Raw genomic sequence first — 24,985 nt, forward strand, 5'->3', positions numbered from 1 at the left:
AGCCGCTGTTGCTTCTCGTCATGGCCGGGCTTGTCCCGGCCATCCCGATGCGAAGAAGCGAGGCGCCTCACACAATCGGGATCACCGGCACAAGGCCGGTGATGACATGGAAGGGCGTCTCCCTAAGAGGAGACAAGCCATTTCAACCGGGGATGACACGCGGTCCTGCATCGGACTACACCATCCCTCTTTTCTGTTATCCAACGAACTGGGCCGACCAGCCCGCGTTCTTGTTATCTACGATCTGACAACCTGCCATGAAGCCAGCCCTGACCCGTGCTCTCGATGTCCTGAAGAAGGGCCAAAGCCTGACGCTGTCCAGCGTGCCGGACGGCTTCGACGCCCTTGCCGTCGCCGATCTCGCGAGGGGTCTGTCGGGGCAGGTGGAGGGACCAGCGGTTCTGGTCCATGTGGCCCGCGACGGGCAGCGGCAGCAGAATTTTGCCAATAGCTTGGGTTTCATTGCGCCCGAGATCGAGATCCTGACGTTCCCGGCCTGGGACTGCCAGCCGTATGACCGCGTGTCGCCCAACAGCGCGATCACGGCGCAGCGGATGACGACGCTGGCGCGGCTTGCCCGCTCCAAGACCTCCGAGGACAAGCCGCGCCTCCTCTCGACCACGGTGAATGCCCTGGTTCAGCGTGTTCCTCCCAAGGCCCGCATCGCCGCAGAGACTTTCTCGGCCGCCCCCGGCAACGTGGTCGACACGACGCAGCTGATCAATTGGCTGGAGAGCAACGGCTTCCTACGCACCGGTACCGTGCGGGACACTGGCGAATACGCGGTGCGCGGCGGCATCATCGATCTCTTCCCGGCGGGCCTGCCTAACCCGGTCCGCCTCGACTTTTTTGGCGATGCGCTGGAATCGATCCGTGCATTCGATCCCGAGACGCAGCGCACGGTCGGCACCCTGCGCTCCCTCGATCTAGTGCCCATGAGCGAGGTGCAACTCACCACCGAGAGCATCAAGCGCTTCCGGCAGGCCTATGTGGCGGCCTTCGGCGCACCGACCCGCGACGACCGGCTCTACGAGGCGATCAGCGAGGGGCGGCGCTATCCTGGCCTCGAGCACTGGATGCCGCTCTTCCACGATCATCTCGACACGCTGTTCGATTACCTGCCCGGCATCCCCGTGGTGTTCGATGCGCTGGCCGACGATGCGGCCGCCGAGCGCCTCGCCCAGGTGAAGGATTATTACGATGCCCGCCGGGACGCGATGGGGCAGAGCCAGCCCGGCGTCGCGCCCTATCGTCCGCTGCCGCCGGATGCCTTGTACTTCAAGCCTGAGGAATGGTCGGAACGCACCGCGAAACTTCCTCTTGCGCGGCTCACGCCCTTCGCGATCCCGGAATCGGCCGGAAAGCTCGTCATCGACTGCGAGGCGCGCCAGGGTCGCAACTTCATCGCCGAACGTGCGGACGAGAGCGCCAATGTTTTCGAGGCGGTGGTCCGGCACATCCGCGATCTGCAGGCCGCCAAGAAGCGCGTCATGCTCGGTGCCTGGACCGAGGGCTCGCGTGAGCGCCTCTGCCACGTATTGCAGGATCACGACCTTCGCCAGACGAAGCCGATCGCACGGTTCTCCGATGCGATGGCCTATCCGCGAAACGAGATCCCAGTCGGCATCTGGCCGCTGGAATCGGGATTCGAGACGGCGGATCTCGCTGTCGTCAGCGAACAAGACATCCTGGGCGACCGTCTTGTGCGTCAGAAGCGCAAGTCCAAGCGGCCGCAGGACTTCCTGACCGAAGTCGCGGCGCTCACGCCGGGCGATCTCGTGGTCCACGTCGATCACGGCATCGGGCGTTTCGAGGGCTTGAAGACCATCGAGGCCGCGGGTGCGCCGCACGATTGCCTCGAGCTGCATTATGCCGGTGGCGATCGCCTGTTCCTGCCGGTGGAGAATATCGAGCTTCTGACCCGCTATGGGTCGGAGGAAACCGAAGTTCAGATCGACAAGCTCGGCGGCGGGGCCTGGCAGGCGCGCAAGGCGCGCATGAAGCAGCGCATCCGCGAGATGGCGGGCGCGCTCATGAAGATCGCGGCCGCCCGCATCCTCAAGGAGGCTCCGCGCCTGACGCCGCCGGAAGGGCTCTACGACGAGTTCGCGGCGCGCTTCCCCTATGACGAGACCGAGGACCAGCTCAACGCCATCGAGGCCGTGCTCGACGACATGGCCTCGGGCCGTCCGATGGATCGCCTCGTCTGCGGCGACGTGGGCTTCGGCAAGACGGAAGTGGCGCTGCGCGCAGCCTTCGTGGCTGCCATGGGCGGCAAGCAGGTGGCGGTGGTAGTGCCGACGACGCTGCTCGCCCGCCAGCATTATCGCACTTTCTGCGACCGTTTCCGCGGTCTGCCGCTCAACGTGGCGCAGGCCTCCCGCTTCGTGCCGGCCGCCGAGATGAAGAAGACAAAGGAAGGGCTGGCCGACGGGTCGGTCGACATCGTCATCGGCACCCACGCGCTGCTCGGTAAGACGATCAAGTTCAAGGATCTCGGCCTCATCATCGTCGATGAGGAGCAGCATTTCGGCGTTTCCCACAAGGAGCGTCTGAAGGAACTCCGCGCCGAGGTGCATGTGCTGACCCTCTCGGCAACGCCCATTCCGCGTACCTTGCAACTGGCGCTCACGGGCGTGCGCGAGCTGTCGCTGATCACGACGCCGCCCGTGGACCGCCTGGCGGTGCGCACCTTCATCACGCCCTTCGATCCGCTCCTCGTCCGCGAGGCGCTGCTGCGCGAGCGCTACCGTGGGGGCCAAGCCTTCTACGTAGTGCCGCGTCTCGACGATCTCGGCGACGTGAAGGCCTTCCTCGACAAGGAAGTGCCGGAGGCGAAGGTGGCGGTCGCGCACGGCCAGATGGCGGCGGGTCAGCTCGAGGACGTCATGACGGCCTTCTACGAGGGCAAGTACGACATCCTGCTCTCCACCACGATCGTGGAATCGGGCCTCGACATCCCGACCGCCAACACGCTCATCGTCCATCGTGCCGACATGTTCGGCCTGTCTCAGCTCTATCAGCTGCGCGGCCGCGTTGGGCGTTCCAAGACCCGCGCCTATGCGCTGTTTTCGGTGCCGGCCAACAAGTCGCTGACAGTTCAGGCCGAGCGGCGCCTGAAGGTGCTGCAGACGCTCGACACGCTCGGCGCCGGCTTTCAGCTCGCTTCGCACGATCTCGACATCCGCGGCGCGGGCAACCTTTTGGGCGAGGAGCAGTCCGGCCACATCAAAGAAGTCGGTTACGAGCTTTACCAGCAGATGCTGGAAGAGGCGGTGGCGCAGCTCAAGGCCGGCATCGAGGAGCCGGCGGAGGATCAGTGGTCGCCCACCATCGCGGTCGGCGCACCGGTGATGATCCCGGAGAGCTACATCGCCGATCTGCAATTGCGGCTCGGACTCTATCGTCGCCTCTCGACCTTCGAGACCGACCAGGAGATCGACGCCTTCCGTGCCGAACTTGTGGACCGCTTCGGGCCGGTGCCGTCGGAGGTCGATCAGCTTCTCAAGATCATGGCGATCAAGGTGCTCTGCCGCCGCGCCAATGTGGAAAAGGTCGATGGCGGCCCGAAGGGCATCATCATCTCGTTCCGCGACAATTCCTTCGCCAACCCGACCGGCCTCATCTCCTATGTCACTGAGCAGGCGTCGTTCGCGAAGGTCCGTCCCGACATGAAGATTGTGTTCGTCCGGGATGTCGGAACGCCTGACGAACGCCTCAAGGCCTCGACCACGATTCTGCGCAGCCTCGTGCGCATCGCGGAGAAGAAGGCCGCTTGATGATCGAAGCCTGGGCGCTGATCGAGAATGGGCGCATGGTGAAATCCCATGACGCCCATCGGATCGTGCCCTGGTGGAGTTTCACGAAGACGGTTCTCGCTGCGGCCGCTCTGGTGCTCGTGCGAGACGGACTTGTTACCCTGGACGAACGGCTCCGGGACAAGCCCTATAGTTTGCGCCACTTGCTGCAGCACCGGTCCGGTCTGGTGAATTACGGTGGGCTGAGTGCCTATCACGAAGCTGTCGAGCGGAACGACGATCCCTGGCCCGTGCGAGAACTTCTCGAACGGCTCGATGCAGATCGGCTCCGCTATCTCGTAGGCGAGGGATGGGACTATTCCAATATCGGCTATCTGCTCGTCGGGCAGTTGATCGAGACCCTGACCGGGGAAGATCTCGATGCCGCCTTGCAGCACCTCGTTCTAAAGCCGCTCGGCATCGAAACCGCCCGTATCGCGCGGGAGAGAGCGGATCTCGACCACGTCGCCATGGGCAATGCCCAAGGCTATCATCCGGGCTGGGTCTATCACGGTTTGCTGGTGGGAAGTGTCGAGGACGCGGCGCTGCTGCTCGACCGGCTGATGAGGGGCGATCTACTGCCGCCTGAGCTACGACGGGACATGCTAATGCCTTTCGTCCTACCGGGTCCGGTTCCCGGACGGCCTTGGGCCATCCCTGGCTATGGACTGGGCGTCATGACCGGAGAGACGACAGGCGGCCTGAAGGTCGCCGGGCATACGGGAGGAGGGCCGGGGAGCACGATTGCCGTCTATCGGGACTCCAACCCAGGCATGAGCCGGACCGCGGCTTTCTTCAGGACGAGCGAAGACCAGACGCCGACCGAAGAAGGAGCCTTCGCGCTTCTGAAGGGTTAGATATCCGGAGCCGCGACGGCGTGCATGCTGAGCTGGTTCTGGAGCATCGTGGCGGCTCCGGTCACGCCACCCGTCACGATGACGGGCGTTCCGCTCTCGGCCAGGTTCTTGCGCAGGCGGTTGGCAAGTTCCATGAAGCGCCGCCTCTCGGCCCAGCCGGCACGGCGAGGCATCTGCAGCACGATGGCAGCCGGGCATGGGATCAGGGCCAGAACGTCGTCCGCGGTCTCGAAGGGGGTCGTTACGCTCGCATATCCCATGCCGGCCAGCTCCGCGGACAGAGCGCTGTCGGGAGCACGGTCGCCGTTGTCGACGACGAGGACCTTCGGCATTGCGTTCATGACGATACCCTGCGGTTGGACGCGACGGATGAGACAGGAGGTGCTCACCTAACGTCGAAGCAGAGCAATAGTTTCACCGTCTACATGAATGGAAGCTCAACAATAGGAGGTATGCGGTACCAACGAAGGTCAGTGCGGCTGGCGCCACCAGGTATCGATATTGGTTCCCATCAGCGGTGTCTTTTCCGGCCTTCTTAGGTTGTTGCTATAGGCAAGCCATTGATCTTTCAGATAAAATAGTGGGACTGCATAGAATCCCGACAGGAGGACGCGGTCGAGCGCATGAACGGCCGAGATGAAATCCTCGCGGCTCTTGGCTTGAAGCAAGGCATCGATGAGACGGTCTACCGCAGGCGAGGTGACCCCGGCGTGGTTCTGAGACCCGCCCCTTTGCGCCGCAGCCGAGCCCCAGCGGTTGCGCTGCTCGTTGCCCGGTGAGGGTGTCCCGGGCCAGAGCCACTGCACCATATCGAAGTCGAACCGGGCGAGACGGCGCCAGTACTGCACGTCGTCGACGAGGCGCACGCGGGCCTGAATGCCGATTCGGCTCAAAGACTGCGAGAAGTTGAGGGCCAACCGCTCCTGCGAGCGGGAATTGACCAGAATCTCGAAGGCGAAGGGCTCTCCGGAGCCCTTCTTGCGCAGAACGTCATTCTCGAGAACCCAGCCCGCATCAGACAGGAGGGTAAGAGCGCGCCTCGCCATGTCCCGGTCTCGGCCCGATCCGTCGCTAGCGGGAGGCTCCCACCGGCCTTCGAGGATGTCCTCGCGGATGGTGCCGGGGAAGACGGCCAGAAGGGAGCGTTCCCGCTCGTTTGCAGGCTTGCCCGTGGAGGCGAGGTCGGAGCCGGAGAAATAGCTGTTGGAGCGGGTGAGCTGGCCGAAATAGAGGTTGCGGTTCACCCAGTCGAAATCGAACAGGTAGCTGAGGGCTTCCCGCACCCTGACATCTGCGAACAGGGCCTTGCGGGTGTTGAAGACGAAACCGTTCATGCCCTTGGGCAATCCGGTCGTCATCGTCTCCCGGACGATGCGGCCCTCACGGACGGCGGGAATGTCGTAACCGGTGGTCCATTGGCCAGGATCGCCCTCGATCCTGAAATCGTAAAGTCCCGCCTTAAAAGCCTCGAACAAGCTGTTGGCGTCGCGATAGAAATCGTATCGGATCTCGTCGAAATTATAGAGCCCGCGCGTGATGGGCAGCTCCTCGCCCCAATAGTCCTTGCGGCGGGTCAAGACGACCCGTTCACCCGGCCTCACCTCGGTGAGGGCGTAAGGGCCCGAGCCGATGGGCGGGGTGAGAGACGTCTTGTCGAAGGTCTCCAGGTTCGTGGCATGGGCCGGAAAGATTGGCATGGTCATGCCAATGAGCAATGGCAGCTCCCGATCGTTGGATCCGGACAGATCGAACCTGATACGGTGCGGGTCCAGGATCTCGACCGCCTTGACCTGGCCGAAGCTCGAGCGGTGGAAGGGCTTTCCGTACTTTTTCAGCGCCTCGAACGAGAAGAGCACATCCTCGGCCGTCAGGGGATGGCCATCGGAGAAGCGGGCGCGGGGATCGAGGTTGAAGGTGATGAAGCTCCGGTCGTCCGGCATCTCGGCGGAACGGGCAACGAGGCCATAGATCGTGAACGGCTCGTCGGTCGAGCGCATCATCAGGCTCTGGAGCACGTAGCGGGGCACCACGTCCGGAGCGACGCCCAGGACGATCAGGGGGTTGAGACTGTCGAAGGTACCCTGGAGGGCGAGCGTGATTCGGCCGCCCTTCGGAGCCTGCGGATTGGCATAGGGCAGGTGCTCGAAACCCGGCTTGAGCGCAGGCTCCCCATGCATCGCGATGCCATGCCGCAGAGGCCCCGCCTCGGAGGCAGCGGCGAGGCTCGAGCCTGACAAGGCAAAGGCAGCAGCAAGCAACAGATTCCGTATAAGCCAGCGGCCCATGGTGCTCCCGGTACAAGTCGGCACTCACCCGAGCAATGTTGTACAGAAATTTACCTCAGGTGACTGGAAACCTACCACACGAAAGGTTAAAGGAGCGCCATACGTCTTGTCTTCGCCACATTCGGCAAGGATTTGGACCCCGTCATTGCAGGTTAAGAACACGCCGGATAAACGGCCTATTCGAAAGCCGAACTTTCGACTGAAGAGGAACAAACACATGTCTTTCGCGACACGCTTCGCGAGCCTGGGGGGGACCCGTAGCCTGGCGACTGCCTTGGCTCTTCTGGTGAGCGCACCCGTTCTGGCTCAGACCGCTCCGGCTCAGCGCCCCGCCGCTCAACCGGCCCGTCCCGCCGCGCCCGCCCAGCAGCCGGCTCCAGGCGCCGCTCAAGCGCAGCAGAATGCCGGTCCCACGATCGTGCAGGTCAAGGCCGAGCCGTCCCAGCCGGAATGGACCAAGGTCTGCGGCAAGGACCAGAACACCAACACCGAGATCTGCTACACCACCCGCGACTTCGTCTCGGATCAGGGCCAACCGGTTCTCGCTCTCGCCGTCTATGACGTGAAGGGCCAGCAGCCGCAGAAGGTCGTCCGCTTCGTGATGCCGCTCGGCCTGCTCCTGCAGCCTGGCCTGCGCTTCGCCGTCGATCAGGGTCAGGCCACCGCCGGCCGCTACGTCATGTGCCTGCCCAACGGCTGCTTCGCCGAGGCTCAGGTGAAGGACGACTTCATCGCCGCCATCAAGAAGGGCGCCAACCTGAACGTGAGCGTCCAGAACCAGATGGGCCGCGAGATCACCTTCGCCGTTCCGGCGGCCGGCTTCGGCAAGGCCTTCGACGGTGCTCCGATCGATCCGAAGGTGCTCGAAGAGCAGCAGAAGAAGCTCCAGGAAGAGCTGCAGAAGAAGAGCGAAGAGATGCGCCAGCGCATGCTGAACAGCGGTGCCGGCGCCGCTGCTCCGGGCGCGGCCGCTCCGGGTGCTGCGGCCCCGGCTGCTCCCAAGCCGTAAGGCCGCCGTTCTTCAACAACGACAAACAGAAACGCCGGGCTGCAAAGCCCGGCGTTTTCTTTTGACTCGAAGAGGAAATCTCAGTTGGCCAGGATCGGCTTGGCCTTGTAGCTGCCGTTCTTCTCCCGGGTGAACATCTCGGCGATCATCGGATTGCGCAGAGGCTCACCGGAATGGTCGGGAAGAAGGTTCTGCTCGGAAACGTAGGCAATGTACTCGGTTTCCGCGTTCTCGGCGAAGAGGTGGTAGAAGGGCTGGTCCTTGTGGGGCCGAACCTCCTCAGGGATCGACAGCCACCATTCTTCGGTGTTGTCGAATTCCGGATCGACGTCGAAGATGAGCCCCCTGAAATCGAAGACCCGGTGCCGAACCACTTGGCCGATCGCGAATTTTGCTGAACTCGCTTTCATGGTCTTAACTCCTTGATCTTCATATAGAGATTCTGGCGAAAATCTCCAAATCGGCCCCTCGTCACAATCGAGAGAGCAAGGCCATCTGTTGAGCTGAGCATTGCATTCCAGGACTGCGAGCCTTCCGAAAGGTGGGATTGTCGCAAGGTTGGAACCTTGCCAGAAGAAACTCTCATTTCAGGCCTGCCGCCTCTTCCATCTGCCTTCCATCTGGAGCCGCCGATGTCCGACCTGATCGGGCTGTTCAATCTGCTTGCCCCCTTTTTCGGTCTTATCGGGCTCGGCTTCTTCTGCGGCAGGATGGTGAAGCAGCCGGAAGCCGGCCTCGCCTGGATGCAGTTCTTCCTGATCTACGTGGCGCTGCCTTGCCTGTTCTACCGACTCATCGCCGACAAGCCTCTGACCGAGCTGGCCAACTGGCCCTTCATTGCCGCCACCACGTTCTCGACCTTCTGCGCCTTCGTGCTGTCGTTCGTGACCGGCTGGCGCTATACCAAGGACCTCCCACAATCGGTCATGCAGGGCGTGGCCGGGTCCTATTCCAATATCGGCTATATGGGCCCGCCGCTCATCCTCGCGGCGATCGGCGCTTCGGCCAGCGCTCCGGTTGTTCTGATCTTCGTCTTCGACAATCTGTTCCTGTTCTCGGTGGTCCCACTGCTGATGTCGATGGCGGGACTCGACAAGCTCAGCCTACCGGCGACGATCCGCCGGATCGTCTGGCGCGTGGTGACTCACCCCTTCAACGTCGCGACGGCGATCGGCATCGCGGCGAGTTATCTGCATCTTCAGCTGCCGGGCCCCGTCGAACAGATGGTCACCTGGCTCTCGGGAGCGGCCGCGCCCTGTGCCCTGTTCATCCTCGGCGTGACCGTCGCATTACGGCCTCTACGCCAGATGCCCGGGGAGGTGCTGGCACTAGTTTTTATCAAGCTGATCCTGCACCCGCTGCTGGTCTGGGTGATACTCTCGGCCGTCGGTGATTTCGGCCCGGACTGGACCTATGCGGCCATGATCATGGCAGCGCTGCCGCCGGCGCTGAACATCTTCGTCATCTCGACGCAATACAACGTGGGCGTGGAGCGCGCCTCGGCCTGCGTCCTAGTCGGCACTCTGGTCTCGATGGTCACGCTGACGATGCTTCTCTATCTCACCACCAAGACCGGCGTCCTGTCGTACGATCTCTTCCCGTAAAGCCTCGAACGGCTCTCCCTTCTTCGGCAATAGCCAGCCCGAGAGGCTCTTCCGAAATCATGAAACGAAAAGCCCCTCCGTTGCCGGAGGGGCTGGGTTCATTGCCACCGGGCGAGCGTTTTAGCCGATCGCAAAATCCGCGTGGGTGATGGCAGCTTTGTTGGCCAGGATGGCGAACTTGATCTGCGCCGCCGAGCCTGTTCCATCCGGATCGTAATAGAGCGAGCCGGTCTTCTTGTCGTAGATAATCCGGTCGTCCTTGTCGTGAGCTTTCCTGCCGGCATAGAACGCCGCCTCTTTCAGCGCGCCATAAGAGCCGGTTTTCTTGAAGACGGAGCGGGACAGGCTGATCGTGTCGTCCTCGGAGGACTTGAAATCCATGATCCTGTCGACATTGGTCTTTGCGTTCAGTTTGGATTCGAAGATGAAGTTGTCATTGCCCTTGCCGCCATAGAGCCTGTCGTTGCCGGTACCGCCAGCAAGAGCATCGTAGCCGCCATAGCCGCAGATGGTGTCGTTGCCGCCCATGCCGTAGAAGCCATCGATGCCGTCGGTGCCTTTCAGCACGTCGGCGCGGGGCGTTCCCATTGGGGGAAGGGCGGCGGTCGCCGAGCCCCACAGCGCATCCTGGTCCTGGCCGATGCTCGGAAATGTCCAGCTGGTCTTCTGAGAGTTCTTGCCGCTCATAAGGTCCTCCTGAAATCGATTCTGCTCGTTGTTGGAAGCAGAACGAAATATAGGCACATTGCCGTTAATGCAATGCTATCCCATGTCGCAAAGTTGTCCGTGGCGAGTTCTTTTAGGAGACTATGAAGAGAACGTCCGGAGGCAGGATGGGAATTTCTTTGCGTTAATGAAGAGGAGTATGCCCTCTCAAACCCTTGTGCCGCTTGAGTTTTGAGACGCGGAACGCGCGCCTCCCGATCGCGACTCTCAATCAGCGGCTTACCGACGCGCTGGAAGCCGATCCCTGTCCGCCGCCTCGAGAGCAGCATCAAGTTCGAAGCGCCGATGCGGTCAGGGCCATGATGCGGTTGGGACGGGGCGCAAGCTCCCCTCTTCGAGGGAGGGGCAGGAATAAGGGGCACGGAGTCATCCGTGTTGAGCACCCTCCCTCACCCGGACCTGACGATCCGGCCTCTCTCGCCTGTGAGAGGTGAAGTGAGCCATTCTCGTCCGACGATCCCGGGTTCCGCTCCGCAGTCCCGGGATGACACCCTCGGGGTATTCGAAATGAGCACTTGTGCAGGCCGGATCGAGAGACTGGACTTGCCGTTAAGCCGGCGGCAGCGGCTCGATGACCTTCCCGTCCTGCGTGAAGTCATAGATCTTGCCGGTCTCGCTCCACGAGGGCAGGGCGAGCTTCACGATGTGAGGGGCGAGGTCATCGGGCGTCTTCAGCGTCAGCGGGTCCTCGCCCGGCATCGCCGCACGGCGCATGGCAGTGCGAAGGGGGCCGGGATTGAGCAGCATCGCCTTGACCGGGGTCGTCACCGTCTCGGCGGCATAGGTGCGCACCAGGGCCTCAAGAGCTGCCTTCGACACCGCATAGACGCCCCAATAGGCCTTGTGCTTGTGGGCGGCGCCCGAGGTGATGAAGATCGCGCGGCCAGCATCCGAGGCCCGCAACAGCGGATCGAGCGAGCGGATCAGGCGGTAATTGGCGGTCACGTTGACGGCCATCACCTCGTCCCAGACCGGCTGGTCGATATGGGTGATCGGCGCGAGCTCGCCGAGCTGGCCCGCATTGCCGAGCAGGATGTCGAGCTTGCCCCAGCGCTCATAAATCGCGGCTCCCAGGCGGTCCAGGGCCTCGAAATCCTTCAGGTTCACCGGCACGAGGGTGGCGGAGCCGCCCTTGGCGCGGATTTCGTCGTCGAGGGATTCGAGCGCCCCTTGCGTGCGGGCGAGCGCAATCACATGCGCGCCGGCTTCGGCCAAAGCGAGCGCCGCCGCGCGGCCGATGCCGCGCGAAGCGCCGGTGACGACCGCGACGCGGTTCTGAAGAGGTTTGTCCATCGAAAGGTCTCAGTCGGCTTCGGCGAGAACGGCGAGACGGCGCGGGGTGGCGACGGCAAGATCCGTCAGCGGCGTCGGGTAGTCGCCCGTGAAGCAATGGTCGGTGAATTGCGGCAGCAGTGGGTTGCGGCCCGTCTCACCCATGGCGCGATAGACGCCCTCGATGGACAGGAAGGCGAGCGAATCCGCGCCGATATACTGGCGCATCTGCTCAAGATCGTGGGTGGCGGCGAGCAGCTTCTCCTTCTCCGGCGTGTCGATGCCGTAGAAGTCCGGATGCGTGATCGGCGGGCTGGAGATGCGGAAATGCACCTCCTTGGCACCGGCCTCGCGCATCATGCGCACAATCTTCACCGAGGTCGTGCCGCGCACGAGGCTGTCGTCCACGAGCACGATGCGCTTGCCGGCAATCGCGGAGCGGTTGGCGGAATGCTTCATGCGCACGCCGAGCTCCCGCACCGACTGGGTCGGCTGGATGAAGGTGCGGCCGACATAGTGGTTGCGGATGATGCCGAGCTCGTAAGGCAGCCCGCAGGTCTGGGCGTAACCGAGCGCCGCCGGCACGCCGGAATCCGGCACCGGGATCACCACATCCGCAACGGCGGGCGATTCCAGCGCGAGCTCGCGGCCCATGCCCTTGCGGACCTCATAGACACTGCGGCCGTTCACGACGGAATCGGGGCGGGCGAAGTAGATGTATTCGAAGATGTCGGGGCGAGGAGCCTGCTCCGGCACGAAGCGGAAGGATTCGATGCCCTCATCAGAGATCACCACGCATTCGCCATTCTCGATGTCGCGCACGAAGCGGGCGCCGATGATGTCGAGCGCGCAGGTCTCGGAGGCGAGAATGTAGCGGCCGTCGAGTTCGCCCAGCACCAGGGGGCGGATGCCCAGCGGATCGCGGGCACCGATCAGCTTCTTGTTGGTGAGCGCCACCAGGGCATAGGCACCCTCGATCTTCTGGATCGCTTCGACGAAGCGATCGATCACCCGATCCTTGCGGCTGCGGGCTACAAGATGGACGATCACCTCAGTATCGGTCGTCGACTGGCAGATGGCGCCGTCGCGAATGAGATTGCGGCGCAGCGTCAGGCCATTGGTCAGGTTGCCGTTATGAGCGACCGCGAAGCCGCCGCCGTCGAGCTCGGCGAAAAGGGGCTGCACGTTGCGCAGGACTGTCTCGCCCGTGGTCGAGTAGCGGGTATGGCCGATGGCGGAAAGGCCTTCCAGGCGCTCGATGGTCGCCCGGTCGGAGAAGTTGTCGCCCACAAGGCCGAGTCGGCGCTCGGAATGGAAGACCGAGCCGTTATAGGAAACGATGCCCGCCGCTTCCTGACCGCGGTGCTGCAGGGCATGGAGGCCGAGCGCCGTAATGGCGGCTGCGTCCGGATGCCCGTAGATGCCGAAGACGCCGCATTCTTCACGCAGGGTATCGCCGTCGAGGTCCAGGTCCACCTGTTTCGGGGTGACCTGCCACGTCTCAGACAAAGCAGACATCGATCAAATCCTTGGGATTCGCGCCCCCACCGGCGCCGCTCTTATGTAGTCGTCCTCGGGCCGAACGCCAATGGCTATGTTGACGCTGGCGGAAACGTGATCCTAGCCGGCTCAGCTACGCCGTTGAGGCGTCTGCGGCGCGGTCGGGGCAGCGGGCGCAGGCGTTGCCGGGCGTTGCGGATCCGGCTCGGCTGGCTCGGCTTCCGTCGGCGCTTCCTTGCGCAGGCGCTGGAGCAGGGCCTCGGCATTCTCCGGCAACATGGCGATGATGTTGTCGCGGGTGTTCTCCATCGCGGGACGGGTGCGGGAGGAGGCCGCCCATTCAGGCTCCTTGCCCTGAAGCAGCCAGCCGAGGAAAGCCCAGCCGATCACGCAGATGAGGAAGCCGCGCGCGGCGCCGAAGAACAGACCCAGCGTCCGGTCAAGGGCGCCGATGCGGGAATCGAGGATCAAGTCGGAGATCTGCACCGTGATGATCGACACGATGATCAGCGTCACCACGAAGATGCCGCCGATGGCGGCTACGAGCGCCACCGTGTTGCTGCTGATATATTGCTGCGCGATTGGCAGGGCTGTCGGATGCAGGTACCAGGCCGCAGCGGCTGCGACGATCCAGGCCACGATGGCGAGCACTTCGCGGGTGAAGCCGCGCACGGCAGCAAGAAGGGCCGAGATCAGGACGATACCGATAACGACGAGGTCCAGAACGGAAAAGGGCATGGGCCGGGCCTACGCAGAATAACAGGAATGGAGCCGCCTTCGCGGGTTCAGAGCCTTGGCTCTATAGCGTTAAGAAAGGCTTTCGTCACCCTTGGAAGTCGGGTGGCCTGTATGAGGGACGCTTCAGGAACCGCGTCCCTCGCCCGTCTGGCAGTCCCAAAGGAGGTTCTCTGTCTTTTCGATTACGGTCCGCTGAGCCTTCGAATTGAGGACGTGGGAAAAGCTTCCATCAACTTCCGCCGGCCAAATTGAAAAGGCCCCGACATGCGTCGGAGCCTAAATGAAGAGGGCGGGAAGCGTCAGATGAACAGGAAGTCGTCTGCCGTGAGCGTGGTACCCGGCTTCATCTTGAGGATCTCGATGCCCCTGCTTTTGCCGGAGCCGTCGATGTCCAGGTAAACCGTCCCGTTCTTCTTGCTGTAAACGATGTAGTCGTTGGAGTCCTTGGCCTTATAGCCGACCTTGAAGAACTTCTTCTCCAAGCTTTGCTCCTTCTTGAAGACCTTGTCGAACCCGACAGACTTTTTACCAATTTTGCTCTTGAAGGCTTTCAGAGCGCTCAAGGCGATATGGATCGTGTCGTCGGAAGCCTTGAAATCCTCGATCTGGTCGAACTGGCCCTTCTTCACGGGTGTGTCGAACACGAACACATCCTGACCGGCACCGCCATGGAGCTTGTCCTTGCCGCTGCCGCCATTGAGCGTGTCGTTGCCGGCAAAGCCATAAAGCTTGTCGTTGCCGGCAAGCCCGTTGATGAAGTCGTCATCGGCGGAGCCGTTGAGCTTATTGTTGTTTCTGTTCGTGCCGGTAATCACTTCCGGGGAATTGGTCACAGTGATCGTAACCTGCTCCAGATAGGACAGTTGCCCTGAATCCGTGACTTTGACCCAGAAGGTATGAGGCCCGAGTTGGGGATTATCGAGGCCGGCTTTGACTTTGATTTGATTGCCGACGATCGCGAAGTATGGATTGGCGATGACTGCTCCCTTCGCGTCGGTGATCGCATAGGTAAAGGTATCGTTCTTGTCCGGGTCTTGAGCCGAGAGAGTAGCGACAGCCTCACCGACAGATGCATTCTCCGCAATGATGCCACCGGTCAACGTCATGTCGGTCGGAGCTTCGTTTACGTCCGCTACGTTCAGAGTGATCTTGTTGACGGAATAGCTGCCATCCTCGTCCATGGCGCGCAGCCAAAGGTGATGGGCTCCGACCTGAGCATCGTCGAGTTTAGCCCTTAGCTGGATCGTCGTGCCGACGACTTCGAAGAGGTCGTGGGTCGCAACTGTATCTCCATACTCATCTGTGACGAAGTCATAGAAGATCGCCGCACCTTCGCCTCGATCCTCATCAAACGCGGACAGCGTAGCAATCTCCGTTTCGATGGCTGCATTCTCAGCGACGGTATTGCCGGAAAGCTCCAGGTTCGTCGGAGCATCTGGAGCATCGGTCACAGTAAGCGTGAAGTCGGCTTCGACGGGAGGCTCGTTGCCTTTGATGGCGCGAATTTTGATATCAAAAGAATTCAGATCATCATTCTCAAAGTTAAAAGCTTCATTTCCCATAGTAGTAACGTATAGGTATTCGGATTCGATGGCAAAGCGCCCTCCTATGTTATCAACTAATTCAAATCTATAACCTTCCAATGTCGTGCCGTTTTCATCTTTGGCGCTAATAATACCAATGCTTGTTGAAAACCATCCTATGTCTTCGGGGAAGATGATGGATGAAAGCTTTATCATGATCGGCATATCGATAGCCCCCTAAGAGGCTGACTGAAAACTCCCGGAACGCATCCTGTGGCTGCATCCTGGCAGGAATAGGAAGCTTAATCAGGCCCAAACGGGACAGATTTTCACCGTTTCAGGTGCGGGGAGCGCCAGGAAGACACCTCGGTGGCAGCGGATAGCCGCATTTTGAGTCAGACTCTAACGCGTAACCTGGTCGCAGAAAGCGTCGGGTCCCTGCGTCAGAATTTATCGATATAATGTTTCTTTGAAACGAAGGCCTGTCAATTCAGCCATTAGGCTGCATCCTCCAAACCTCCTATGATGCTTTACGTCTTCTAGCCGCGATGCCCGCCACGAGATCAGTGATGTGGCCGATAGAGGAAGTGGCGAGCGGTAGGCGTTCGCTCTTCGAGGTCTTCGCCTTGTCCAACCTCGGCTGAGGCGATACCGCGCTGGAGAATCCGAGCTTCGCCGCCTCCTTCAGACGTGCCTGTTCCTGAGCCACCGGCCGGATGGCGCCTGAGAGGCCCATCTCGCCGAAATAGACCGTATCGGGTGGGAGCGGGTTGCCGGAGAGTGACGAGACCAAGGCCGCTGCTGCCGCGAGGTCCGCAGCAGGCTCGGTGATGCGCAGACCGCCGGCGACGTTGAGATAGACATCGTGCATGCCGAGCTTCAGCCCACCATGAGCTTCCAGCACGGCGAGTACCATGGAGAGCCGACTCTGGTCCCAGCCGACGACCGCCCGGCGCGGGGTGCCGAGGGATGTCGGCGCGACGAGGGCTTGGATTTCCACGAGGAGCGGGCGCGTGCCTTCCATTCCGGCGAAGACCGCCGTGCCGGCCATCGCCATATCGCGTCCCGCAAGGAACAACTCGGAGGGGTTGGGCACCTCCCGCAGGCCCTGATCAGACATCTCGAAGACGCCGATTTCGTCGGTGGGGCCGAAGCGGTTCTTTACCGCACGCAGAATTCGGAAGTGGTGGCCCGTATCACCCTCGAAGGACACCACCGCATCGACCATGTGCTCGACGACGCGCGGACCGGCGATCTGCCCGTCCTTGGTTACATGGCCGACGAGGATGACGGCAGTGCCGGTGGTCTTCGCAAAGCGGATCAGCGCCTGGGCGGAGCCGCGCACCTGGGTCACGGTGCCGGGCGCCGATTCCACCGTCTCGGTCCACATGGTTTGGATCGAGTCGATGATGGCGAGCGCGGGTGGACGGCCCTGGCTCAAGGTGGCGATGATGTCCTCGACATTGGTCTCGGACGCGAGTTCGACGGGCGCCTGACCGAGGCCGAGACGCTCGGCCCGCAGGCGCACCTGTGCCACTGCCTCTTCGCCCGAGATATAGGCGACCCGCTCGCCGCGATTGGCGAGAGCGGCGGAGGCCTGCATGAGAAGGGTCGACTTGCCGATGCCCGGATCGCCTCCGAGCAGGATGATCGAGCCATGTACGAAGCCGCCGCCCGTGACGCGGTCGAGCTCGGCGATGCCGGAGGGCGTGCGCGGTGCTTCCTTGGTCTCGCCCGACAGGCCCTCGAGCGGGAAGATCCGGCCCTTGGCGCGAGACGGACGTGTGGCGACGGGACCGGCCATGGGGCTTGCGGCACCAGCCTCCTCGGCGATGGTGTTCCAGCCGCCGCAGGCCTCGCACTTGCCTTTCCAGCGGTTGTAGACCGCGCCGCATTCCTGGCAGACGAAGGACGGATAACGCTTGGCCATCAGCCCTGTCCCCCGCGATAGGTGCGGGCATAGCGGGAGCCGAGACTGGTCAGAATCTCATAGCCGATGGTGCCGGCACGGCGGCCAACCTCGTCAACGGTCAGGTCTCCGCCGATCAAGGTGACGGTGTCGCCGCGACGAATCTGGTTCTCCGGCACATCCGTGACGTCGATGGCGATCAGATCCATGGAGACATTGCCGGCGAAGGGGCAGGGGCGGCCAGCCACCAGCGCCATGCCGGCGAGCAGTTCATCGCTGCTCTTGCCGCGGGCGCTCGAAGAGCGCGGATAGCCATCCGCATAGCCGACGGAAAGCGTGGCGATGCGGCGCTTGCTCAAGGCGAGCCAGCGGCCGTTGTAGCCGACCGTGTGATCCGCCTCGACCCAACGCAGCTGCACGATACGTGCCTCAAGGCCGACGACCGGCTTCATGGGGTTGGCCTGGTCCGGAGTCGGGTTGCCGCCGTAGAGCGCATAGCCTGGACGCACCAAAGCGTATTGAGGCTTGTCGCGCAGGAAAATGCCCGAAGAGTTGGGCAACGACGCCGGAACATCGGGAAGCGTTGAACAGATAGCCTGAAAGGCTTCGATCTGCTGACCGTTGAGCGGATTGTCGCTCTCCTCGGCGCTGACGAAATGACTCATGAGGAGCGCGGTCTCGAAATCCTTCAGTTCCGCACGATCCTTGAGCGTCAGTCCTTGCGGCACCGTGAGGCCAAGCCGATTCATGCCGGTGTCGACATGGATCGCAGCCTTCCGCTTTTGACCCTGTCCACGACAGAACCCGGCCCATTCCTCGATCTCCTCGAAGGAGCCGAGGACCGGACGCAGATCGAATTCCGCGTAGGTGGGGCAGGTGCCCGTAAACAGGCCGTTCAGCACATAGATCGTCGCATCCGGCGCAACGGCGCGGGCGCGGATCGCCTCGCTTAAGTGCGCCACGAAGAAGGTGCGGCAGCCGGCTTGGCTAAGCGCCGGCACAGCCTTCTCGATGCCGATGCCATAGGCATTCGCCTTGACGACGGCACCAGTCTCCGCGCCACCCGCGTTATCGCGCAGGATGCGCCAGTTCGAGGCGAGGGCATCGAGATCGATATGGAGGACACCGCCGGCGGCGTTCTCGGGGATGCTGCCGGTGGTGGTGATGAGAGAGTCAAGCTTGGTCAATCGCCAATCCGTTCGGGAAGTTTGTCTTCATCCGCAAGGTCGGTGAAGCGGGTGATGTCGGCCTGGAAGGCCAGCTGCACGGTGCCGGTCGGTCCGTGACGCTGCTTACCGATGATGACCTCGGCCTTGCCGTGAACCTGATCCATTTCCGCCTGCCACTTGAAGTATTCCTCGGTGCCGGGTTTCGGCTCCTTGTTCTTCAGATAGTACTCTTCGCGGTAAACGAACATGACCACGTCGGCGTCCTGCTCGATCGAACCCGATTCACGAAGGTCGGCGAGCTGCGGCCTCTTGTCGTCACGCGCTTCCACCTGACGGGAGAGCTGGGACAGGGCGATGAGCGGAACCGCGAGTTCCTTGGCAAGGGCCTTGAGGCCGGTGGTGATCTCGGTGAGCTCCTGCACGCGATTCTCGCCCTTCTTGGCCGAGCCGGAGAGGAGCTGAAGGTAGTCGACGATAAGGATATCGAGACCGCGCTGACGCTTCAGACGCCGTGCGCGGGCGGTGAGCTGCGCAATGGAGATGCCGCCGGTCTGGTCGATGTAGAACGGGATCGACTGCATCTCGCGCGCGGCTTCCGTGATCTTGTAGAAATCGTCCTCGCGCATGTCGCCGCGGCGAATCTTGTAGGACGGCACGCCCGATTGCTCGGCGATGATACGCGTCGCCAGCTGTTCCGCCGACATTTCGAGGGAGAAGAAGCCGACGATGCCGCCATTGACGGTCTTCAAGTTGCCGTCCTGCTGCTTCTCCGCCCGGTAGGCCTTGGCAATGTTGAATGCAATATTCGTGACCAGCGATGTCTTACCCATGGCCGGACGCCCGGCAAGGATGATCAGGTCAGACGGCTGAAGGCCGCCGAGGGATTTGTCCAGGTCGATGAGTCCCGTCGAGACGCCGGACAATGCTCCTTCGCGCTTGTAGGCGGCGGCGGCCATGTCGATGGCAGCGGTGAGCGCATCGGAAAAGCGCTGGAAGCCGCCATCGGCCCGGCCCGTTTCTGCAATCGCGTAGAGACGCCGTTCGGCCTCCTCGATTTGCTCGCGCGGTGAATTTTCAACGGGGGCATCGAAGGCGTTGTTGACGATGTCCTCGCCGATATTGATGAGGTTGCGGCGGATCGCGAGGTCGTAGATCGTGCGGCCGTAATCCTCGGCGTTGATGACGGTGGTCGCCTCGGCCGCGAGACGGGCGAGGTACTGGGACACCGTGATGCCGCCGAGATCCTGATCGCCCAGAAAGGTCTTCATGGTGATCGGAGTCGCGATCTTGCCGGCCTTGATCAGGCTCGTCGCCACCTCGTAGATGCGCCGGTGCAGGTCTTCGATGAAATGGCCGGCCTCGAGGAAGTCGGAGACGCGGTAATAGGCATCGTTGTTGACCAGGATCGCGCCCAGCAGAGCCTGTTCGGCCTCGATGTTGCTGGGAGGCGTCCGAAACTGCGGCTCGGCGGTTTCGAGGCGGGCGATCAGGGCGTTGGCGGTGGCCATCTGGCGCTCCGGAAACAGGGAAGGGTTAGAGTCTCTTAGACCGCAATTCGTGTCCTAAAGGTTGCTGTACGGACACGAAGCCGGGACTCTTCCCAATCTGTCCTCGCTGTCCTCGATTCTCACACCGTTCATCTTTTCGCGGGCGCCGCAGCTTGACTCTCTCACAAGCCTGAAACCCAAAAGAAAAACGCTCCCCGTCGAATCGACGGAGAGCGCGATTTTAGAACAAATCAGGAACTGGAGCAATCGCTCTAGCTTAGACCTCTTCTTCGCCGCCGGCCTCGGCCAGAGCTGCGCCGACCTCGAGGCCGAGATCGTCGAGGTTGGTCTCTTCACGGGTCGTGACCGACTCGCCGCGAGCCTGACGCTCGGCTTCCTCGGGGCTGCGGGCGACGTTGATGGTCACCTGAACCTCGACCTCCGGATGGAGGGCGACCGGCACATTGTGCAGGCCGATGGTCTTGATCGGCTGGTTGATGGCGATCTGGTTGCGGTCAACCGTGAAGCCGTTCTGGGTCATGATCTCGGCGAGGTCGCGGGTCGAGACCGAGCCGTAGAGCACGCCGGTCTCGCCCGACTGACGCAGAATGATGAAGCTCTGGCCGTTCAGCTTCTCGCCGACGGCTTCCGCTTCCTTGCGGCGCTCGAGGTTGCGGGCCTCAAGCTGGGCGCGCTGGGTCTCGAAATGCTTCTTGTTGGCGTCCGTGGCGCGCAGAGCCTTGCCGCGTGGCAGGAGGAAATTGCGTGCATAGCCGGAGCGGACCTTCACGGTCTCACCCATCTGGCCGAGCTTTGCGACGCGCTCGAGAAGGATCACTTCCATGGTTGTCTCCTTTAGGTTCGTGATCAGGTGGAAAGGGTTGGTGGTTGGTTCGGCCGCGAGCCGAAGCGGCGGCGCAGGTCGAAGATGCTGTCGGCGATGCCGAACAGGGCCAGGGCAACCATCAGGATGCCCTGGGTAACGAAGATGAGGACGTACACGGCCGACAGCAGGAACGAACGCCCTGGCTTGCCCCGGGTACGGTCATGAATGGCGGCGAGGCCCTGCAGGGCGAAGGCCATGAGGAAGGAGCCCGATAGAGCCATTCCCAATGCGCCGATGAAGCCATCGAAGGTCACCGCGACAACGAGAGCGCCGACCAGGATCAGGCCTGCGGCGCGCGGCATCACGAGTTCCGGCACCGACGGCCAGGGGCGCGGCAGCCGCTTGGAGGCGTGGACGATGCGGGCTGCTGCCCAGAGGTAGATCGCCAGCACGGTCGCGAAGCCCTGGGCCGACAGGAAAGGCGTGAAGCGGGCGATGATGCTGACCAGTTCCTCGCGGATATCAGCATCGAGCGCATCGGGCCCGGACGTGCTGAACTGCGAGTTTACGAAGGCCTCCGAGACGGCACGGGAATTCTGGTCGAACGCACTGAAATCGCCGCCCGTGGAAATCACGCCGGCGGCGATGATGGTGAGTGCGGCTGTCGCCGCGATCCACGCCAGGAGCCGCCCGACCGGATACCATTCCATGGTGCCGTCAGGTCCGGGACGCCCGAGAAGGGCGAGATAGGATAGCCACCAAGCCGGCAGGGCCGTGATGAGGGCAAAGCCGAATCCGCTGAGCGGGGACAGGATCAGCGCGATCGCGATGCCGCCCACGACGGCAGCAACCAGCCCGGAGCGGTGGTCCCAGCCGAGGGACACGATCAGAACGGGAATGGGTGCAAGGAGATACAACACGGCCGCGAGCGGGGTCGCCTTGACGACAACCGCGGTCAGAAGGGCCGATACGAGGCCCGCGCCTATGCCTGTTGCAATAAAATTCATCGTCTCGCTGTCCCGCTGCTCATCGGCAGGGTTAGGGGCTTTTGCCCCAACTGACCCGGCGGGTTCTCACCGCTGGGCGAAGGATAGAGTAAAGACGGGCCGCTTGAAGCGGCCCGCCGAAGTCTTGCTTAGCGGATCACGTAGGGCAGCAGGCCCAGGAAGCGGGCGCGCTTGATCGCCTGGGCGAGCTCACGCTGCTTCTTGGCCGACACGGCCGTGATGCGGGACGGAACGATCTTGCCGCGCTCCGAGATGTAGCGGGACAGGAGCTTCGTGTCCTTGTAGTCGATCTTCGGAGCGTTCGGACCCGAGAAGGGGCAGGTCTTGCGACGACGGAAGAACGGACGGCGACCGCCGCCGGCTGCGCCACCAGTAGCACCAAATGCCATGATTAAGCCTCCTCGCCTTCGTTGCCGCCTTCGAAGCCGCCGCCGTCGCGCTCACGGCGCTCGCGGTCCTTGCGCTCGTCGCGGTCGCGCTTCTGCATCATCACGGACGGCTCGGTCTCGAGCTCTTCGACCTTGATGGTCATGAAGCGAAGGATGTCTTCGTTGATGCGCATCTGGCGCTCCATCTCGGCCACGGCCGGAGCCGGGGCGTTGAGGTTGAACATCGTGAAATGCGCCTTGCGGTTCTTCTTGATGCGGTAGGCGAGGGACTTCACGCCCCACATCTCGGTCTTGTCGACGCTGCCGCCGTTCTGCTCGATGACGCCCTTGTACTGGTCGACCATAGCCTCGACCTGCTGCGGGGTGACGTCCTGGCGAGCCATGAAGATATGCTCATAGAGAGGCATAATGGGCCTTTCTCAGGTTTGAGGTTCAAGCCGTGGCACTGTTTTGACGAGTGTCTTGGCCGTTTCGCGCGTCCGATCGGCGCCAAGCCCTTCGAGCCTGCAAGGCCCGAGCGGTTGTCGAAGGCGGAGACACGGGACGACGGGATCGAAATCCCTATGCGGCAAGCCGCACCGTCCGTTCAGCCCCCGGCCGGAGCGAACGCGAAGCGGGCGCTATAGTCGATTTGGGCCAGGAAGGCAAGGTGGTCTTTGCCATTAAAGCTAGGCCGCTTCTAGCGAATTGCCGTTGATAGTGCGTCTGAACGACTGCGGAACTCTGGTCAACGGACTGCGCTAGGCTAAAACACCCTTATGATAGCTCCTCCTCTTCGCCTCGGCGTCAATATCGACCACGTCGCGACCGTGCGGAACGCACGGGGCGGCATCCACCCCGACCCGGTTCGGGCCGCGAACATGGCCGTTCTGGCCGGGGCGGACGGAATCACCGCGCATCTGCGGGAAGACCGGCGCCATATCCGCGATGCGGATATGTGGCGGCTCAAGCAGGAGCTTTTCGTGCCGCTCAATTTCGAGATGGCGGCGACCCCCGAGATGGTGGAGCTTGCCACGCGCATTCATCCCCACGCGGCCTGCCTCGTGCCCGAGAAGCGCGAGGAGCGCACGACGGAAGGGGGGCTCGACATCATCGGTGCCCATGCCCATCTGCGTCCGGTGATTCAGCAATTGAAAGGCGAGGGCATCCGGGTGTCCCTCTTCGTCGAGCCGGAGATCGCGGTCATGGACGCAGCCTGCGACCTGCGCGCTCCCGTGGTCGAACTCCATACGGGCACCTATTGCGAGGCGGTGGTCGATGGCGATCAGGCCAGGATCGCCCATGAGCTGGAGCGTCTGAAGCGCGCCGCCGAGCATGGCGCCAGGATCGGCCTCGAGATCCATGCGGGGCATGGGCTTGCCCTCGACTCGGTCCGTCCCGTCGCGGCGATCCCGCAGATCGTCGAACTCAATATCGGCCATTCCCTGATCGGCGAGGCCATCTTCCACGGGCTCGACGAGGCCGTGCGGGCCATGCGGGCCGCCATGGACGAAGGCCGGGCCCAGGTGCCGGCGTGATTCTGGGCATCGGATCCGATCTCTGCGACATTCGGCGCATCGAGAAGTCGATCGAGCGCTTTGGAGACCGCTTCACCCATCGCATCTATACCGAGGGGGAGCGGGCAAGGAGTGACCGACGGGCCGCCCGCGCTCCATCTTATGCCCGCCGCTTTGCCGCCAAGGAGGCCTGCGCCAAGGCCCTGGGAACCGGCTTGAGTCAGGGCGTCTTCTGGCGCGACATGGAGGTGGTCAACCTTCCGAGCGGCCGGCCGACCATGCGGCTGACGGGAGGAGCGCTGGAACGCCTCAAGGCCATGACACCCGCGGGACACAAGGCGGTGGTCCATGTCTCGCTGACCGATGATCCGCCCCTGGCCCAAGCCTTTGTGATCATCGAGGCGCTTCCAGCCTGAGGGGCTGCGTTGCGGCAGGACGCGCCTTAGGTTAGAGCATGGCCGCCGCAGGACGGCTTCCGGATGCCGGAAGAGACTGCAGAACGAATCCATCGAGAGTGGCTTGCCCTTGGGGCTTAAGTGCAAACCCCTCTCGACTTGCCACAGGGACGAAGGCGGCTCCCGCCGTTGCGGTCCCAGAGCATAGGTCGACAGACGTGAGCGATAAAAGCAGCAAATACGTGAGTAGCAGTGCAAAGAACGAGGAAGGCGGCCTCTGGGAGACCATCAAGGTCATCATCCAGGCTCTGCTCATCGCGGTCGTCGTCCGCACCGTGCTCTTCCAGCCCTTCAACATCCCGTCGGGGTCCCTGATCCCGACCCTGCTGATTGGCGACTACCTGTTTGTCTCCAAGTACTCCTACGGCTATTCGAAGCACTCGATCCCCTTCAGCCCGGGCATCTTTTCCGGCCGTATCCTCGGCTCCGAGCCGAAGCGGGGCGAGATCGCCGTGTTCAAGCTGCCCAAAGACAACTCGACCGACTACATCAAGCGCGTCATCGGCCTGCCCGGAGACAAGATCCAGGTGATCGGCGGCGTGCTGCACATCAACGGCCAACCGGTGCAGCGGGAGCGCGTGGAGGACTACAAGACCACCGATCTCTACGGCCGCACGATCTCCGTGCCGCAGTACAAGGAGACGCTGCCCGGGGGCGTGTCCCACTTCGTCATCGAGCGTGACGGCGACCGCGGCTACTGGGACAACACGAATATCTACACGGTCCAACCCGGCCATTTCTTCATGATGGGCGACAACCGCGACAATTCCACCGACTCCCGTGACGAGGCGAGCGTCGGGCAGGTGCCGTTCGAGAATCTGGTCGGCCGCGCCGAGATCATCTTCTTCTCCATCGACGAGAGCGCCTCCTTGTGGCGTCCGTGGGAATGGCCGCAGAAGATCCGCTGGAATCGTCTCTTCGAACGGATCCAGTAAC

Annotated in this window: 22 protein-coding genes; 7 read left to right on the forward strand and 15 right to left on the reverse strand. The window is 62.6% G+C overall.

Annotation, left to right across the window (positions count from 1 at the left end):
- Positions 1-257 precede the first annotated feature (257 nt).
- Both mfd and ACS5Q1_RS07470 read left to right on the forward strand, forming a co-directional pair.
- Positions 258-3,779 (forward strand): transcription-repair coupling factor, encoded by a 3,522-nt coding sequence (mfd, locus tag ACS5Q1_RS07465; RefSeq protein WP_473097568.1) that lies wholly within the window; start codon positions 258-260, stop codon positions 3,777-3,779.
- Positions 3,779-4,654: a serine hydrolase domain-containing protein gene (locus ACS5Q1_RS07470; RefSeq protein WP_473097569.1), complete on the forward strand. Its 876-nt coding sequence runs from the start codon at positions 3,779-3,781 to the stop codon at positions 4,652-4,654. Before mfd ends, ACS5Q1_RS07470 begins: the two co-directional genes overlap by 1 nt.
- Here the strand turns inward: ACS5Q1_RS07470 and ACS5Q1_RS07475 are convergent.
- A complete protein-coding gene (locus tag ACS5Q1_RS07475) occupies positions 4,651-4,995 on the reverse strand; it encodes a response regulator (RefSeq protein WP_473097570.1) in 345 nt (114 codons plus the stop codon). The genes ACS5Q1_RS07470 and ACS5Q1_RS07475 overlap by 4 nt on opposite strands.
- A gap of 129 nt (positions 4,996-5,124) precedes the next feature.
- Positions 5,125-6,939 carry an extracellular solute-binding protein gene (locus ACS5Q1_RS07480; protein WP_473097571.1) on the reverse strand — a complete coding sequence of 605 codons (1,815 nt, stop codon included), beginning with the start codon at positions 6,937-6,939 and terminating at the stop codon, positions 5,125-5,127.
- A 217-nt stretch (positions 6,940-7,156) separates the two neighbouring features.
- On the opposite strand from ACS5Q1_RS07480, the gene ACS5Q1_RS07485 reads away from it, so the two are divergent.
- The gene (locus ACS5Q1_RS07485; RefSeq protein WP_473097572.1) at positions 7,157-7,948 is read left to right on the forward strand and encodes an invasion associated locus B family protein; all 792 of its coding nucleotides are present in this window, start codon (positions 7,157-7,159) and stop codon (positions 7,946-7,948) included.
- 80 nt (positions 7,949-8,028) lie between these two features.
- Here ACS5Q1_RS07485 and hspQ read toward each other — a convergent pair whose 3' ends face one another.
- Positions 8,029-8,358, reverse strand: coding sequence for a heat shock protein HspQ (gene hspQ / locus ACS5Q1_RS07490; protein ID WP_203439627.1), 330 nt, complete (start codon positions 8,356-8,358; stop codon positions 8,029-8,031).
- Positions 8,359-8,580: 222 nt separating this feature from the next.
- Here hspQ and ACS5Q1_RS07495 point away from each other — a divergent pair, with 222 nt between their 5' ends.
- Positions 8,581-9,552 (forward strand): AEC family transporter, encoded by a 972-nt coding sequence (locus ACS5Q1_RS07495; protein WP_473097573.1) that lies wholly within the window; start codon positions 8,581-8,583, stop codon positions 9,550-9,552.
- A gap of 120 nt (positions 9,553-9,672) precedes the next feature.
- Here ACS5Q1_RS07495 and ACS5Q1_RS07500 read toward each other — a convergent pair whose 3' ends face one another.
- The 12 genes from ACS5Q1_RS07500 to rpsF all read right to left on the reverse strand — a co-directional run bounded on the left by ACS5Q1_RS07500 (position 9,673) and on the right by rpsF (position 22,505).
- Positions 9,673-10,239, reverse strand: a complete 567-nt coding sequence (locus tag ACS5Q1_RS07500) for a M10 family metallopeptidase C-terminal domain-containing protein (protein ID WP_473097574.1) — start codon at positions 10,237-10,239, stop codon at positions 9,673-9,675.
- Positions 10,240-10,827: 588 nt separating this feature from the next.
- Positions 10,828-11,571, reverse strand: coding sequence for an SDR family NAD(P)-dependent oxidoreductase (locus tag ACS5Q1_RS07505; protein WP_473097575.1), 744 nt, complete (start codon positions 11,569-11,571; stop codon positions 10,828-10,830).
- A 9-nt stretch (positions 11,572-11,580) separates the two neighbouring features.
- The gene (purF, locus tag ACS5Q1_RS07510; protein WP_473097576.1) at positions 11,581-13,068 is read right to left on the reverse strand and encodes an amidophosphoribosyltransferase; all 1,488 of its coding nucleotides are present in this window, start codon (positions 13,066-13,068) and stop codon (positions 11,581-11,583) included.
- Positions 13,069-13,179: 111 nt separating this feature from the next.
- Entirely contained in the window at positions 13,180-13,788 is a 609-nt protein-coding gene (locus tag ACS5Q1_RS07515; protein ID WP_473097577.1) for a CvpA family protein, read from the reverse strand.
- 299 nt (positions 13,789-14,087) lie between these two features.
- Positions 14,088-15,536 (reverse strand): cadherin domain-containing protein, encoded by a 1,449-nt coding sequence (locus ACS5Q1_RS07520; RefSeq protein ID WP_473097578.1) that lies wholly within the window; start codon positions 15,534-15,536, stop codon positions 14,088-14,090.
- A 295-nt stretch (positions 15,537-15,831) separates the two neighbouring features.
- Positions 15,832-17,241: a DNA repair protein RadA gene (gene radA / locus ACS5Q1_RS07525; protein ID WP_473097579.1), complete on the reverse strand. Its 1,410-nt coding sequence runs from the start codon at positions 17,239-17,241 to the stop codon at positions 15,832-15,834.
- Positions 17,241-18,407, reverse strand: a complete 1,167-nt coding sequence (gene alr / locus ACS5Q1_RS07530) for an alanine racemase (RefSeq protein WP_473097580.1) — start codon at positions 18,405-18,407, stop codon at positions 17,241-17,243. The genes radA and alr overlap by 1 nt, the downstream gene beginning before the upstream one ends.
- Complete coding sequence (locus tag ACS5Q1_RS07535) at positions 18,404-19,897, reverse strand: replicative DNA helicase (RefSeq protein WP_473097581.1); 1,494 nt, start codon at positions 19,895-19,897, stop codon at positions 18,404-18,406. The genes alr and ACS5Q1_RS07535 overlap by 4 nt, the downstream gene beginning before the upstream one ends.
- A 256-nt stretch (positions 19,898-20,153) precedes the next feature.
- The gene (gene rplI / locus ACS5Q1_RS07540; RefSeq protein ID WP_203439618.1) at positions 20,154-20,720 is read right to left on the reverse strand and encodes a 50S ribosomal protein L9; all 567 of its coding nucleotides are present in this window, start codon (positions 20,718-20,720) and stop codon (positions 20,154-20,156) included.
- Positions 20,721-20,743: 23 nt separating this feature from the next.
- Entirely contained in the window at positions 20,744-21,709 is a 966-nt protein-coding gene (locus ACS5Q1_RS07545) for a DUF2232 domain-containing protein (RefSeq protein WP_473097582.1), read from the reverse strand.
- A 128-nt stretch (positions 21,710-21,837) separates the two neighbouring features.
- A complete protein-coding gene (gene rpsR, locus ACS5Q1_RS07550) occupies positions 21,838-22,098 on the reverse strand; it encodes a 30S ribosomal protein S18 (protein ID WP_036353512.1) in 261 nt (86 codons plus the stop codon).
- 2 nt (positions 22,099-22,100) lie between these two features.
- Entirely contained in the window at positions 22,101-22,505 is a 405-nt protein-coding gene (gene rpsF, locus ACS5Q1_RS07555) for a 30S ribosomal protein S6 (RefSeq protein WP_213561980.1), read from the reverse strand.
- Between the two features lie 351 nt (positions 22,506-22,856).
- On the opposite strand from rpsF, the gene ACS5Q1_RS07560 reads away from it, so the two are divergent.
- The 3 genes from ACS5Q1_RS07560 to lepB all read left to right on the forward strand — a co-directional run bounded on the left by ACS5Q1_RS07560 (position 22,857) and on the right by lepB (position 24,984).
- On the forward strand, positions 22,857-23,615 hold the full coding sequence (locus tag ACS5Q1_RS07560; RefSeq protein ID WP_473097584.1) for a pyridoxine 5'-phosphate synthase: 759 nt from the start codon (positions 22,857-22,859) through the stop codon (positions 23,613-23,615).
- Positions 23,612-24,010 carry a holo-ACP synthase gene (acpS, locus tag ACS5Q1_RS07565; RefSeq protein ID WP_473097585.1) on the forward strand — a complete coding sequence of 133 codons (399 nt, stop codon included), beginning with the start codon at positions 23,612-23,614 and terminating at the stop codon, positions 24,008-24,010. The genes ACS5Q1_RS07560 and acpS overlap by 4 nt, the downstream gene beginning before the upstream one ends.
- 221 nt (positions 24,011-24,231) lie before the next feature.
- On the forward strand, positions 24,232-24,984 hold the full coding sequence (gene lepB, locus ACS5Q1_RS07570; RefSeq protein ID WP_473097586.1) for a signal peptidase I: 753 nt from the start codon (positions 24,232-24,234) through the stop codon (positions 24,982-24,984).
- The last annotated feature ends 1 nt before the right edge of the window (position 24,985 follow it).

The sequence above is a fragment of the Microvirga sp. GN3 genome (assembly GCF_055792825.1).